This window comes from Bremerella cremea, assembly GCF_039541315.1.
GTDB lineage: Bacteria > Planctomycetota > Planctomycetia > Pirellulales > Pirellulaceae > Bremerella > Bremerella cremea.
On sequence record NZ_BAABFZ010000003.1, the window covers coordinates 1,114,055 to 1,128,704 of the forward strand.

Below are 14,650 nucleotides of genomic sequence, written 5' to 3' on the forward strand. Positions count from 1 at the left end.
CCAAGACATAAAAAAAGGAGAGCTCGGTGATGATCACCGAGCTCTCCGTGACGTTGCCTAGGGAATTGGTCGCTCTCGGCTTACTCTTCGCCTGGCTTGGGCAGCGGCAGAGCTTCGGCCGGGATCAGATCGTTATCCAGTGGAGCCCGTGGGTTCTGAATTGGATCGGTCGGATCGGCCGGATCTGGTTCCGCTGGGTTCAGGTTCGCCGGAGTCGGTTCGATTGGCTCGCCAGGCGGAACGGCGGTTGGATCAGGAGCGACCGCGAATGGATCGATCCAACCACCACCGAGAGCCTTGTAGAGCGAGACCACCGAGAGGTAGATATCCCCTTCCGCATTGGCCGTCTGGTCGTCCAGTTCGGCTTGTTGCCGTTGGGCGTCCAGCAAGGTCTGGAACGGGATGATACCACCCTTGTATTGCTCTTCCGAGATCACCGCAGCCGAGCGGGCAGCCAAGGCAGCCTGACGTAAGCTGGCGGCACGACGCACCGTGTAACGGTACTGCGACAAAGCATCTTCGACTTCAGCCGCGGCGGTAACCACCGAGTTCTGATAAGCGAAGACCAGACCTCGCCAGCGAGCGCGGTTGGCTTCGATATCGCTACGAACACGACCGAAGTCGAGCAATCGCCATCGCATCGCAGGGCCCGAAGCATACGCAATACTGTCGCTGGTGAACCAACGATTGAACTTGGTCGAGTCGACGGTGAACGTTCCGGTGATCGTAAAGCGCGGATACAGTTCGGCAACCGCCACACCGATACGAGCCGCTTGGGCAGCCAATTGGCGTTCTGCCGAGCGAATATCGGGACGCTGACGAATCAGTTCGATTGGCAGACCGACGTCGATATCGGCTGGAATCGAAGGGAATCGCTGCTGTGGCGTGATCTCGGTCGACAGGTCCGTTGGTGGTTCGCCCATCAGCACCGACAGTCGGTGATAGGCCAGTTCCATTTCTTGACGCAGCAGCGGAAGACCAGCTTCGGTGCTGTACAAGTTGTATTTGGCCTGTTCCACGTCGAGCTGGCTGATCGTACCAGCGGCCAGACGATCTTCGGTGATCTTCAACGATTGACGTTGCAGTTCGATATTGCGTTCGACGAACTGGATACGACGCTGCAGGGTACGAACCTGGATGTAGTTCGCACCAACTTCGCCCTGGAGCGAAACCAGCAGGTTGTTGTGGTCTTCGATGGCGACGTCAATATCGGCATCAGCGGCCTGAATACTGCGACGCACGGAACCGAAGATATCGATTTCCCACGAAGCATCGAAACCAGCCGACCAGTAATTGAATGGAGGCGGGCTGAAGTTTGCCAGACCGAAGCTATTACCACTTCCAGATGTTTTGCGTCGCGAGTAGCTGGAGGTGCCGTCAATGTCGGGGAAGAGTCCGCCACGAACCACACCGCGAATAGCACGGGCCTCAGCAATACGCTCGGCCGCTTGCCCCAACTCGAGGTTCTGTTGAGCGGTCCGGACAATCAAGCTGGTCAGCACCGGGTCGTCGAACTTGGTCCACCACGCGACTGAGTCATTCGGCGACTGGCTTACCCCCGGTGGGAGCGGCTGAATCCACTCGCAACGGAAAGGCGCCCCGGGATCGATATTGTCCGGGCCAACCAAACAGCCACTGAGTCCCAATGCCGCCGAGGTGACAGCACCAAGCACCAGCTTGCCAATAATAACGGGAGCTTTGCTCTTAGATCTTGATTTTCGCATAACCGTTCGCAAGCTAACCTTTTAATTTCTTGATAGTCCACCTCCCAAGGAGATGACCGCCACAAACGTTATCGGTGGAATAATCGTCTGGAGTTGGAGAGTAAGTTTGCCGGCTGTACGGGTCGCTCAATCGTTAATCTTGACGATAGTGCCGATAGCACGAGTTACTTCGGTTAACCTCAATTTGCCCACCGCAAGGGTTAGTTCTGCGTCCGATTCTGGGCTGGCTAGCGTGCATGCACCTGCCTATCTTTCCTGATCCGAATTTTCTTTGGATTCGATTCAACTCGCGTAATCCAGAATGCCGATACCGAGTATTGAGACTGTGCATAAAAAAATGCGCCGACGAGATCGCTCCCCCGGTTAACAATTACTTCGCAAGGGATTGTGAAGATGAACTATCGACTTCCTTTGTTCACCTTCCCCGTGCTGGCCATCATCATGTTGGGCAGCGGCTGCAGCACTGTGCCGACTTCCGATTCGGCCGTCACGCCAGACCAGGCTCCAGCACCGCCGAACCAGCCAATGATCCTGGTCGAAATGCAATCGCCAGAAAGAGGGACGAGATCGACGCAGAAGATTCCGCTCCATGCGGCTCCGACTCTACAAGCCGCCGTCGATCAATCGCGTGTCGAAAGCAAATACAAGCGATTCCACATCGCCATCTCGCGATTCCCACAGCATCAAGGTGGTCAGCCTCAGAAGCTGATTTCGCAGTATGATCACCACGCGGGCCAGATCCCGTATGAATACGATTACCAGCTCCAAGCCGGTGACCGTGTCGTGATCGTCGAAGATGGAACTAGTTCGGTCGACGACATCTTCGGCAGCATCATGGCTCCGCTGCGGATGGCCTCGGGCAAACCGCCAGTCGACAAGTCGCCGTTCTAGAAGCGACGCACCAATTCAATCTTTCCCGGCGTGCCATAGTTCGTAAGAGCTATGGCACGCTTTTTTTATGGGAACATTGAAAAGCCGACGGGCCTAGTAAGCGACTCGCCAACGAGTGCGGAACAGCCAGACCATGGTGATGAACATAAAGAAGTTCATTCCGATCGCCAGTGCCATATAGACACCGAACCGCGCCCAGTTGCCGTCGTTGTCTTTCGCACCGTCGAGATCGACTTTCAGTGGCACGTCCCACAAAGCAGAGAACGGACTCACGACGGTAAGGTCGCGCGAGACCTGAGCGACCGCCGACAATCGAGGCTCAACCGTTCGCGTTGTGGAGGAAACCACTTCGTATTGGGTTTCGCTCGTATCCACGGGCGGGGCGAATGCCAGTTGGGCGAAGTAGTCGAACGCCAGGGTTCCGCAGAACAAAGCGATGATCACCAGGTAGGTGCACATCAAGCTATGCGATGTCTTGCGGAACATCACCGAGCAAAACAACGCCAACATCGACGTCGTGACACAAGTCACCAGAATGACCGATAAATACGCGATCACCGAAAGCCAATTGGTCCAGTAATACGGAACCATCACGCAAGCCAACAGCAGCGGCCACAGCAAAAAGCCAGTTAGCACGCTCGAAACACGGAAGCCCGCAACAAGCTTCCCCGACAAGATCATCCAGGGAGAGATCTCGGTCGTCAGCAGCAAGTCGAGCGTTTCACGTTCCCGTTCGGAAGTAATACTTCCCGCCGAGAAAACGGGCCCGACGAGCACGTTGAACAAAATCACATACGCCATATAGAAGGGAGCGTACTGCGGCTTGAAGTAAAGACAGACCGCCATCAACGGAATCGCCAGGAACATACTGATCTGAATCACCAGACGCAGCATCAAGGTTCCCTGGGCGAAGATTTCGCTGTGGATCTCTTTGTCGTAAACCGGGTTCCGGTGGTCTTCCAGAAGCTGCGTTCGCTTCGGCGGAGCAAATAAACGATCGGGAAACTGATCCCGCTGGATCACCAGCCCCACTGCTTCGCGAGCCTCTTTTTCGAGGTCGACGACATCCTTTCCTTCGCTGCCGACGTCGTTCGGGTAAAGCAGCGTCCGCGCGGTGTATAAGGACAAAAGCACGATCGTCGCACCAGCCAATGGCGGCACCGTGACCAACAACACTAACAAGCGTAGACCGCCGTTTTCGCCGAGCATCTGCCAGATGAACGCTCCGGCCAAAGCGATCGGCAAGATCAACAGATACGAAACGACCAGCGACGCCGAGGTTCTTTGAAAGAAACTACTGCACGCCACGCTGATCATGCCAAACGTCGCCACCGCCACCATCAAGATCGCGTACGCAGCGAGCAACTCGTAAAGCGAAACACCACCCAGCGGCAGGCATAACATCACGATTGGTAGCGATGTGAAGATCAGCAGCGCCAGGTGAGCGAGCGATGCGAACAGCTTGCCAATTACGATCGCCCCAGGCTTGAGCGGACTGGCCAGCAACATCTCATACGTCTTCCGTTCTTTCTCGCCGGTTAAGGTTCCGGAAGCAAAGCTCGGGGCCATCAACGAGGCCAACACGAACTGCCCCAGGAAGAACAGATCGAACAATCGCCGGGCTGCTTCCTGATCGGAAGAGAGGTCGAGACGTTCGACTTGAGGCCAGGCAAAGTAGACGATCGCCGCGAGAAGAATCTGATAAGCAAGCAGCAAAAGAAACGCACGAACCGTCCGCAGATTCACCAGCAACTCGCGCTGCAGGACTGGATTCTCGAGCAAATACATAGGAAGCGAAACCTTTGCAGGCAGCGAGAGGCTCTTGGTTCGATGACGAGGTTTGCCCATTCTACCCCTCTGGCGGAATGAAACGCTACCCTCCGGCTAAGATTCTCAAACGTCATGGGCACCCTCTTGGCTCTCGGTAAATACAAACCGGCGACTTGGTATCCGGGTCTCCAAGTTCAAGGCCTGGATTGCCGCTCAAGGAACTTTGATTCTTGCTCAAATCGATGCCTGTCTCTGCTGCGGAAAACGTTACGACAAAGACTTGTGCTTTTCGCTTGGCATTGAGGATGTTTTCGTCGCGTCCGAGATCGCTTCTCCTGCAATCGGGTTGCCTGGATTGCCTAATCGGCTCGATCTTCACACCGGAACCTATCGCGAGGAAGCTTAGTGAATGGGCAATCCCCGCTGCAGCCGCCCAATGAGTCGGCACACCCCCTTCCAACGGGGCAGTGATAACGAAATTGAGAGAAAGAAAACGTTTTATGCGGCAAAGTTGCGCATTAATCATTAGGGGAATCAACGTACCTTGAGTTGGGAATTACGGAAAACAAAGCGTAATTGCGGTACGATTCGATGCTTCGTTCGGAGACCCGACACGGTCTATCGGAAACCACTTGTCGGTTTGGAACGCTGTTTGAGTAGTAGTACGGACGTTCGTTTTTGACTTTGTCCGTCGTTTCTACTAGATCAGCCTGGAGCACAAGTTCACCATGCATCGTTCCACACGAGGTGGTTTCTCTCTGGTCGAACTTCTAGTCGTCTTCGCCGTTTTCTGTGTGTTGGTTGGCCTGCTGATGCCGGTCGTCCAGCAAGCTCGAGAAACCTCGCGCCGGATGCAGTGCACCAACAACATGAAGCAGTTGGCGATCGCACTGCACGAATATCACGACACGTTCCTTGCCTTCCCCTATCGGGAAGGCGGACTGGGTCAGCACCAACACAATGGCGGCCCGATGGCACCCTATCAGCGACAAAGCGGTTTCATCAGCTTGTTGCCGTACATGGGTAAACATGCCCTGGCCAACGAGATCGAAGCAATCGGCATGGCTCGGGTTCCCTGGGAGGAATGGAAGCCATGGCAAACGCCAATTGAACTGCTGCTTTGCCCTTCCAGCAACGAGCACTTCGCGGCCGATACTATTGCCAACTCGAACTACACGTTCTGCTCCGGCGACTCGGTCGATACCGAATCGCTCGATCCACGCGGGATCTTCGGCCTGGTGAAGCACACGACGATCGACAGTATCACCGATGGTACCAGCACAACGCTCGCTTTCTCCGAGCACCTTTTCCCGAGCCACTCGCGTGACCGAGCGAACGTGAACTACGGCAGCGAACCTGCCACGCCGGCCGAATGTGCCCTGACCTTTGATTCGTCCAACGGCTATGCGTTTTCGCACGATGCCCCAGGCAATCGCTGGACCGATGGTGGTTCGGCTTACTCGGCCATGAATACCTGTCTGCCGCCGAACAGCCCGCAATGTGCTTACGCCAGTCATGATGCCCAGGATGGTTTCTACACCGCCTCGAGCGCCCATCCTGGCGGCGTCATGGCAACCTTCGCCGATGGTTCGGTCCGTTTCATTACCGAAACGATCGATGCCGGCAACCAAGGAGCAACCTCGGTCGCAACCGGCACCAGCCCTTACGGGGTCTGGGGATCGATGGGCAGTAAGAGTGGCGCAGAATATACGCCTGGAAGCGAATGACGATGAATCGGATCTTTATCGCCACGACTTTGCTCGCAGCCACTTTGCTGCTGGGCTGCCGTGTCGACCAGGCTGGGCTGCTTCCCGGTCGCAATGCCACGCACCCAGTCACCGGGGTCATCACGCTGGCAGGACTTCCCGTCGAAGGTGCTACGGTGATGTTCTTAAGCGAGAAGCTGAAGATTACCGCGTATGGCAAGACCGACGCGACCGGGCACTATTCGCTAACAACCTACGAATCAGAAGATGGCGCTCCGGCAGGTCACTATCAGGTTTCGATCAAGAAGTCAGAGAACAAGATCGTTCAGGATAGCGAAGACCCTGCGATTCCACCGCAGACCAGCACCACCAGTCTTCTGCCGGATCAGTACGGCAACTATCAAACGTCGCAGCTTCGTGCGGTCGTCGCGGCAGGTCGCTCGAATGTGTTCAGCTATAACCTGATGCCGTAGCGGCAATCTCTCCTTCGACCAGTATCCCAACTCCCGTGGTGCCTTGCTGGTGACGATCTCGTAGAATCAGCTTTCGAGCGGCGGCCTCGGCCCCGCTCAAAAGGTGGAACAACGTTGGATCTTGGAAGGAATACACGATGGGGCCTCTCCGCGGCTTGTGGCGCGATACCTGGTGGCTGTGGTTTGTCTTTCTGGCGGCGATCGTCGGAGTCGCGTACCTGGTAACGCCATTCTTTCTGTTTCTGATCCCTGTCTTCGTGGTGATGTTTCTGTACTTCGCCTTCGTCCGCTACGACGAGAACGGGCGTAACAAAGGTGATTTATAGTTGCTCGTGGTGATCGGCTTCCCCGGTAATCGAAGGCGCGAAGATTCAAGATTGATCTTCGGGGGACGAATAACCTGAGAGATTCACCCCTGTTTTCACCTGTTGGGTTTGGTCCGAAGTTGAACTTCGGGGAAATCATCATGAATGGATATGAAAGCCTCGTCGGCATCGTTGTTGTCTTTGGCGGCATTGCCCTGCTGATTCGCCTGGCAGCGGGCGGGCTCGATCATTCCCGTGTTCGAGAATATGTCACGCGGCGAGGTGGCAAGCTCATCTCGCTGCAGTGGGCACCCTTTGGCCCTGGCTTTTTCGGCGAGAAAGACTCGCGAATCTACCAGGTCAAATACCGCGACAAAGATGGCTGCATCCACCAAGGGTATATCAAGACCTCGATGCTTAGTGGTGTCTATTTCACCGAAGACCGGATCGTCAGTCGGCCATCCAAATTCCAGAATGAAGTTCGTAACGATCCTCCTCAGTCGTCCGCTCCCGTTTCGGTCGAGGATGAAAAGGCCCGTCTTCGCAAGCGTTTAGCGGAATTGGAAGAGATGGAATAAACCCTGGTTTGTGGCGTTGGCCCAGGCGGCGTGTTAGACTCCAAAGACACACCTTGGATCTCCTGCCTGCGTTCGATGACCGAGCGTAGCCCCCTTCCCTCCCCCACAAACCTGTATGATCGCTTGCCGAACCCTTCTGCTGACGGCACTGCTGCTGGCCGCTGCCGGTCCGATTTCTGCAGCCGAGTATTTCGTTGCTCCTGATGGAGACGACGCGAACTCCGGTACGCTAGAGGCCCCCTTCGCTTCCATTCAAAACGCGCAGAACGTCGTCGCTGCTGGCGATACAGTTTGGATTCGCGGCGGCACTTATCGCATTCAACCCGATGAAATTGATTCGCAGCGTCGCATCTGGGCGCATGTGATTCATTTGCGAAAGAGTGGCGAAGAAGACAAACCGATTCGCTACTTCGCTTACCAGCAGGAACAACCGATCTTCGATTTCACCGACGTGAAACCAGAAGGACGTCGCGTCCATGCGTTCTCGGTCGATGGCTCTTGGATTCATTTGCGTGGGATCGAAGTGATCGGCGTCCAGGTCACCATGACCGGGCACACCCAATCGATCTGCTTTGCCAACAACGGCAGCCACAACATCTTCGAACGACTCAGCATGCACGATGGCCATGCGATCGGCATCTATTCGGTTCGTGGAAGCGACAACCTGTTCCTCAACTGCGATGCCTATCGCAACCACGATCCCGTTTCCCAGGGAGGCCGTGGCGGCAACGTCGATGGGTTCGGTTGCCATCCCACGCCAGGATCGACCGGCAACGTCTTTCGCGGGTGCCGTGCCTGGCTAAACAGCGACGACGGCTTCGATTGCATCACCGCGTCGGAAGCGGTTCGCTTTGAAGACTGCTGGGCGTTCTGGAATGGCTATTCGCCAGAGTTTAAGAGCCTGGCCGATGGCAATGGCTTTAAAGCGGGCGGGTACGGAACCTTGCCTGCCCATCGCCTTCCGCGCGAAATCCCGGTGCATGTCGTACAGAACTGCATGGCGGTTCGCAACAAGGCAAGCGGCTTCTATGCCAATCATCACCCAGGCGGCAGCGTCTGGGTGAACAACACCGCCTATCGCAACGGCACTAACTTCAACATGCTGTGCCGTCTGGCCAACAACACCGACGACGTCGATGGTTACGGCCATGTGCTGAAGAACAATCTTTCGTACGGCAGTCGACGCGACTTGATTAATATCGACGAAAGCAAGTGCGAACTGGAAGCGAATTCGTTCGACTTGAATCTCGAGATCAGCCCGAACGACTTTCTCGATTTGAAAGAAGATCAGCACCTGACATTGCCTCGCCAGACCGATGGCAGTTTGCCGGTGATCCGGTTTCTGCATTTGTCGCCAGAAAGCCAACTGATCGATCGCGGCGTCCCGGTTGAACTTCCTTATCAAGGCAAGGCTCCGGACCTGGGTGCCTTCGAGTCAACTGCCGACTAGTACACTCTTCCTTTCCTTCGTGCTACCCTTCAGCCCCACACCTCGCCCATGAAACGCCGCATCTTTCTCGCTGCTTCTTCCGCTGCCCTGTTGGCTCCGACGTTGGCGATGGCCCAAGACCAACCGAAGCGACGCGTTGCCGTGATTGGCCATACCGGTCGCGGTAACTACGGGCATGGCCTCGACACGATGTGGGGCAAGATCGAAGGTGCCGAGGTGGTAGCGGTTGCCGATGCCGACCCGAAGGGCCTGGCCTCGGCGATGCAGCGACTCGGCTTGAAGCAAGGCTTCGCGGACTATAACGAGATGCTGAAGACCACCAAGCCAGAGATCGTCGCGGTGGGGCCTCGTCATGCCGATCAGCATCACGATATGGTTCTGGCCGCCATCGAATCAGGTGCCCGCGGTATTTACTGTGAGAAGCCTTTCGTCCGCACGCCTGCCGAGGCCGATCGTTTGATCGCGGCGGCCGAAAAACATGGCACGAAGGTGGCGATCGCCCATCGCAATCGGTATCACCCAGCCCTCGCTCACATCGATGCCTTGATCGCGTCAGGCGAGATGGGCAAAGTGCTCGAACTTCGAGGCAAAGGGAAAGGTGACCGCCGAGGTGGTGGAGAGGACTTGTGGGTGCTCGGTTCCCACGTCGTAAACCTGTTCGCCTATTTCGGCGGCCAGCCTCAAAGCTGCTCGGCAATCATGCTGCAGGATGGCAAGCCGGTCGCTGCCAGCGATGTGAAGCATGGAGCCGAAGGGCTTGGTCCGCTCGCCGCGAATGAACTGCATGCCCAATATTTGATGGGCAATGGTGTGACCGCTTATTACGATTCGGTTGCCAACGACGGCACCGAAGGGAATGGCTACTGTTTCCAGATCATTGGCAGCAAAGGGGTGGTAACCTGGCACATCGATCGTGACCCGGTCGCGCACTTCTCTCCCGGCAATCCGTTCGATCCAACATTGCCACCACGCAAGTGGTTGCCGATTACTTCGGCCGGAGTCAACCAACCGGAAAACGATCCGAAGCTGATTCAATCGGTTCACAACCATGTTCGGGCAGGGGTCGATTTGATCGAAGCGATCGACGAAGACCGGGCTCCGATTTGCGATATCCACGAAGGAGCCACGACGATCGAGATGATTTGCGGCGTCTTCGCTTCGCACTGCCAGAATGGTCAGCGAGTCGCGTTGCCGCTGAAGAATCGCGGCAACGCGTTGGCCGAGCTTTCGTAAGCACCGTTACTTCTGTCCCTTCTGATCCCACAACGTGAAGGGATCGTCCAGACGTTTCATTTCTGCTTGCAACAGCGACTCCAGCTCTTTCCGCTGAGCCGCATAGCGAGGATCGTCTGCCAGGTTCGTTTGCTCGGCGGTTGGCTGAATACCGCTGACTTTCGCAACCTCAGGCTCGTGATGCTGCGGAAGGAACTCGTGTGGATTCTCGGCGAGATTGAAGAGCTGCGTCTCGTGCACGCCAGCACTCGGTACGTCGTACTTGATCAGCTTCCAGTCACCCTTCTTCACGCAACGCATCCCTGGTTTCTCACCGCCACAGTACACGCCATACAGCACGTCACGCACGGTTTCTTGCTCCCCGAAAAGAACCGGCTTGAAGCTCGTTCCTTCATTGCTCTTGGGTGGCTCGACTCCGGTCAAATCGCACATCGTCGCCAGGATATCGAGTAAGTAAATGTTGCCAGGGACACGTGAACCAGGCTTGATCCCAGGTCCTTTCACCAGGAAAGGAACCCGCCACGTGTGCTCGTACAAGTTCTGCTTTCCCTGCAAACCATGGCGACCAATCGCGATCCCATGATCGGCGGTGTAAAAGATGTAGGTGTTATCGAGTTCCCCCATCGCTTCCAACTTTTCGAGAACCTTTCCGATCTGAATATCGATGTTCTCGCTACAGGCGAATTCGCGTCCAACTTCATTGCGAATCGTCTGCTCGTCGCGGTTCTTCCAAACACCACTCACGTTCACTTCATCGCGCACCGCAAGATGACCGTTCTCGAACGGGTGCTTCGGCAACCAGTTCTCTGGCATCGGAGGCTGCTTGGCATTGGCGGCCGGCAATGTCTTGGGGTCGGCATGGTTGGTCGCCCCGTACTTGGCCAGCAATTCCGGTGTGCCGTCGCGTGTGTCGTGCGGATGCGAGAAACCGAAGTAGATCAAGAACGGATCGCTATCGGCCGACTTCTCGCGCTGGTCGAGGTATTCGAGAACCTGTTTGGCGTGCCAGGGGCTGCCAGATTGATCGGTGCCGCCCCGTTTCGTCGCGTCGTGAACGACCGTGAACTGCTTGTTCGCCGCGGCATAGCTGTTTCCCTGTTTACAGGTACGCATTGTGTCGTAGCCAGCTCGATTGAATACCGCGCCCATCGTGAAGTTCGCCAGGTTCGGTGGCACTAACTCCTTGCTGTTCTCGTTGGGATTCTCTTTGCGGTTCTGCTTGCTCGGAATGTGCCAAACGGTTCGCCCGCTCATCACCATATGTCGCGACGGCGTGCAGACCGCCCCAGACCACGACCCCATATGATAGGCCGCATCGAACACCATCCCTTCCGCCGCCAGACGATCGAGAACCGGCGTTTGTAGCTTGCTGTCCGGGTTATAGAACTTGAAATCGTACGGCGATTGATCGTCGGCGATGATGAACAAGATGTTCGGACGATCGGCCGCCAGGCCACTGCTGACCAGCAGCAATAGCCCCATGAGGGATGCCATCAGACGGAAAGGGAGTTTCATGACGAGGCTTTCTTCGGGAAGGTATCACGGGCAGGTTTTTTCTTTTCACTCTTCCACAAATCGATTTGGTGAAGATCATTCTTTGCCGATGGGCCGGTCGTGCTGCGGCCACGATCGACATCGGATTGCAACTGCTTTAAAAGCTTCAGTGCCGTTTCCGGCTGGCTGGCAAACTGATTGTTTGATTCGCTTAAATCATGCTGCATGTCGTAAAGCTGAACACCTCCAGCATCGTTGCTCGCTTGCTTTTCGGTCGGCGAACTCCAGCCGCCGGAACCTTTTGCCAGCAGCAGTTTCCAGTCCCCTAGTCGATACGCGAAGTGGCCGCTGACGGAGTGATGCACGACGCCGCTTCGTGTCGATTCGATCGGCTTGCCTTGGAGTGCCGGCAGAAAGCTGACGCTATCTTCGCCTGAGCCCGGCGGCATCTCGTGCCCAACCACATCGGCGACGGTCGCCAGCAAATCGGTCAGACAGATCAATTGATCGCAGCGTGCACCAGCCGAGACTTGCGCCGGCCAGCGAACGATAAAGGGCACACGATGACCACCATCCCACAAGTCCGCCTTCGAGCCTCGCATCTCGCCACTAACAAGATGTCCCTGCTTGGCCAGTTTCGGAATGCCAGCCGCTTTACTGCAACCGTTGTCGCTGCTGAAGATCACGAGCGTATTCTCGCGAAGACCATTTCGCTTGAGAGCCTTGCCGACTTCCCCCACCACATGGTCTGTCTCCATCACGAAATCACCATAATCCCCAAGCCCGCTTCTGCCCTGCCAGGCCGGCGTCGGCAAAATCGGTGTGTGAGGCGATCCGAGTGGGATGTAAAGAAAGAATGGCTCATCCGAGTTAGCGTGCTGGTCAATGTACTCGACCGACTTTCGCGTCAGACGCGGGAGCATGTTGATCGGCGGATCGTGCGCGATCACGGTGTCGTTTTCGATCACCGTCTGCATATCCCGGGCATGGTGAAAGCCGTGATAATAATCAAAGCCGCGCGACAGCGGTCCATCGGGAATCTTCGTACCAACCGGCGGCGACTTGAAGTCACTTGCCCGGTACGGCTTGCCTGATTGCGGATCGCAATACTGAAAATTCAAATGCCACTTGCCGATGATCGCAGTCTGGTAGCCCTGGTCTTTCAGAAACGAAGCGACCGTTGGGCGATCTTCCGCGATCAAGCAAGGGGCGAAGCCGGTGACGACGCCACTTTGCAGCTTCGACCGCCAACTGTATCGCCCGGTCAAAAGCCCATAACGAGTCGGCGTGCAAACGGACGATCCGCTGTGGGCATCGGTGAAGATCATCCCTTCGGCAGCTAGCCGATCGGCACAAGGCGTCGCGATCTTGCCATGTTCCGGGTTCAAACAATGGACATCGCCATAACCCAAGTCGTCGCACAAGATGACCACAATGTTGGGCCGGTCTGCTGACAGGGTCGCCCCAGGCAATAGCCCAACCATCGCCAGAAATAACCAAAGGGATCGAGTCACGCGTCTCTCACTTTATGGCTGGGCCAATCGTGGTGCGGAATGGCCTTGCGATCGAATCTTCGCCAGCAACTTTTGCAGCGAAGCAACCTTGTCGGGGTGGTCGCTGGCAACGTTCTTTCGCTGACCTGGATCTTGCTTCATGTCGTACAACTCGACCGGTTGGTCGTCGTCGCCAGGGTAGTCGTGACGCTGCTCCCAAGCCTTCCAACCTTTCGAGTTGTAGCCAGTCTTGGCATCCAGCAGCAGCCAGTCTCCTTCACGAATCGCGTATTGATTGGCGAACGTATTGTGCACCATGGCGGTCCGTACGGTCTCGCTCTTCCCTTCCAGCAACGGCAACAAGTTGTGCGAGTCCTCGGCGGCGTCGTTCGGCAGTTCATAGCCCATCACCGCGGCGAAGGTAGCCATCAGGTCGATTTGCGAAACCAGGGCATCGTTCACCTTGCCAGGTTGCGTGACGCCAGGCCAGCGAACGAGGAACGGCACATGGTGTCCCCCTTCGTAGACATCGCGTTTCAAACCTCGAAAAGGTCCCGGCGACCAGTGACCGAACTTGGCGTCTCGAGCGTAGGCATAATGCTCTGGGCCGTTGTCAGCGCTAAAAACGACGATCGTGTTGTCGGCCTGACCTGAGGCATCGAGCGCGGCGAGCAACTTGCCGACCATCGCGTCGGTCTCGACGACGAAGTCTCCGAACGGCCCTGCCTGACTGGTCCCATCGAAGGCATCGTTCGGAATGATCGGAGCATGCGGGCAAGGGAACGCGAAGTATAGGAAGAACGGTTCCTGCTCATCCTTGCGCGACTCGATATACGCAACCCCTTTTTCAGTCAACGTCGGCAGCACGGCGTAAGGATCCCATCCGGTGACCATCGGGCCTGGACGGCACTCCCAGCTTCCTTCCTTAATCTTCTTCCACTTCGACTCGTCCTTCATCGTGTCAGGCACGTCGACGACCTTGTCATTTTCAATCCAAGTGTAGGGGGGAAAGTTGATGACCGTATCGCCGAAGTAATGATCGAATCCGTGGGCCAGTGGTCCGTCGGGAATCTGCATGGTCCAATCGAAGTCTTCCGGCTGGATCCCTTTCCCGCGACGAATCGCGTCCCAGTCCCAGCCGAGGTGCCACTTCCCGATACATGCAGTCGCGTAACCTTTTTCCTTCAGCATCTCGGGCATAGTCAATCGCTCTGTCTGAAAGACCGACTTGCCGAATGCATTCACGATGCCATGAAAATCACGCCAGTGATGTCGCCCGGTCAGCAGTGCGTATCGACTTGGCGTACAGATTCCGGAGGATGAATGTCCGTCGGTGAATCGCATGCCCGAGGCGGCCAGCTTATCGAGATTCGGCGTTTGAATCTTTCCTTTCTCGGCGTAGCACGAAAGGTCGCCAAATCCAAGATCGTCGGCGTACAGGATCATGATGTTCGGCCGACTCGTTTCCGCAGCCGACAGTGAAGAAGTTGCCACCAGCAACAGCGACATCACGAAGAGAGAACGCAACATGGG

Annotated in this window: 12 protein-coding genes; 7 read left to right on the forward strand and 5 right to left on the reverse strand. The window is 56.3% G+C overall.

Features of this window, described 5'->3' with window-relative positions:
* Positions 1–80: 80 nt before the first annotated feature.
* Positions 81–1,724: an efflux transporter outer membrane subunit gene (locus ABD890_RS06770; protein ID WP_345087166.1), complete on the reverse strand. Its 1,644-nt coding sequence runs from the start codon at positions 1,722–1,724 to the stop codon at positions 81–83.
* Positions 1,725–2,117: 393 nt separating this feature from the next.
* On the opposite strand from ABD890_RS06770, the gene ABD890_RS06775 reads away from it, so the two are divergent.
* Positions 2,118–2,615, forward strand: coding sequence for a hypothetical protein (locus tag ABD890_RS06775; protein WP_345087168.1), 498 nt, complete (start codon positions 2,118–2,120; stop codon positions 2,613–2,615).
* Positions 2,616–2,708: 93 nt separating this feature from the next.
* Here ABD890_RS06775 and ABD890_RS06780 read toward each other — a convergent pair whose 3' ends face one another.
* A complete protein-coding gene (locus tag ABD890_RS06780) occupies positions 2,709–4,403 on the reverse strand; it encodes an ABC transporter permease (RefSeq protein WP_345090848.1) in 1,695 nt (564 codons plus the stop codon).
* A gap of 710 nt (positions 4,404–5,113) precedes the next feature.
* Here ABD890_RS06780 and ABD890_RS06785 point away from each other — a divergent pair.
* From ABD890_RS06785 to ABD890_RS06810, 6 genes are all read left to right on the forward strand, one after another.
* The gene (locus ABD890_RS06785; RefSeq protein WP_345087170.1) at positions 5,114–6,112 is read left to right on the forward strand and encodes a DUF1559 family PulG-like putative transporter; all 999 of its coding nucleotides are present in this window, start codon (positions 5,114–5,116) and stop codon (positions 6,110–6,112) included.
* A 2-nt stretch (positions 6,113–6,114) separates the two neighbouring features.
* On the forward strand, positions 6,115–6,564 hold the full coding sequence (locus ABD890_RS06790) for a carboxypeptidase-like regulatory domain-containing protein (RefSeq protein ID WP_345087172.1): 450 nt from the start codon (positions 6,115–6,117) through the stop codon (positions 6,562–6,564).
* A gap of 137 nt (positions 6,565–6,701) precedes the next feature.
* Complete coding sequence (locus tag ABD890_RS06795; RefSeq protein ID WP_345087174.1) at positions 6,702–6,890, forward strand: hypothetical protein; 189 nt, start codon at positions 6,702–6,704, stop codon at positions 6,888–6,890.
* A 140-nt stretch (positions 6,891–7,030) separates the two neighbouring features.
* A complete protein-coding gene (locus tag ABD890_RS06800) occupies positions 7,031–7,447 on the forward strand; it encodes a hypothetical protein (RefSeq protein ID WP_345087176.1) in 417 nt (138 codons plus the stop codon).
* 115 nt (positions 7,448–7,562) lie between these two features.
* A complete protein-coding gene (locus tag ABD890_RS06805; protein WP_345087178.1) occupies positions 7,563–8,897 on the forward strand; it encodes a right-handed parallel beta-helix repeat-containing protein in 1,335 nt (444 codons plus the stop codon).
* A gap of 48 nt (positions 8,898–8,945) precedes the next feature.
* On the forward strand, positions 8,946–10,130 hold the full coding sequence (locus ABD890_RS06810; RefSeq protein WP_345087181.1) for a Gfo/Idh/MocA family protein: 1,185 nt from the start codon (positions 8,946–8,948) through the stop codon (positions 10,128–10,130).
* 6 nt (positions 10,131–10,136) lie between these two features.
* On the opposite strand, the gene ABD890_RS06815 is transcribed toward ABD890_RS06810, so the two are convergent.
* Genes ABD890_RS06815 through ABD890_RS06825 form a run of 3 tightly spaced genes read right to left on the reverse strand, consistent with a single transcriptional unit; the run spans position 10,137 to position 14,647 of the window.
* On the reverse strand, positions 10,137–11,645 hold the full coding sequence (locus ABD890_RS06815) for a sulfatase family protein (RefSeq protein WP_345087183.1): 1,509 nt from the start codon (positions 11,643–11,645) through the stop codon (positions 10,137–10,139).
* On the reverse strand, positions 11,642–13,138 hold the full coding sequence (locus ABD890_RS06820) for a sulfatase family protein (protein ID WP_345087185.1): 1,497 nt from the start codon (positions 13,136–13,138) through the stop codon (positions 11,642–11,644). Before ABD890_RS06820 ends, ABD890_RS06815 begins: the two co-directional genes overlap by 4 nt.
* 12 nt (positions 13,139–13,150) lie before the next feature.
* Positions 13,151–14,647: a sulfatase family protein gene (locus ABD890_RS06825; RefSeq protein ID WP_345087187.1), complete on the reverse strand. Its 1,497-nt coding sequence runs from the start codon at positions 14,645–14,647 to the stop codon at positions 13,151–13,153.
* Positions 14,648–14,650: the final 3 nt, after the last annotated feature.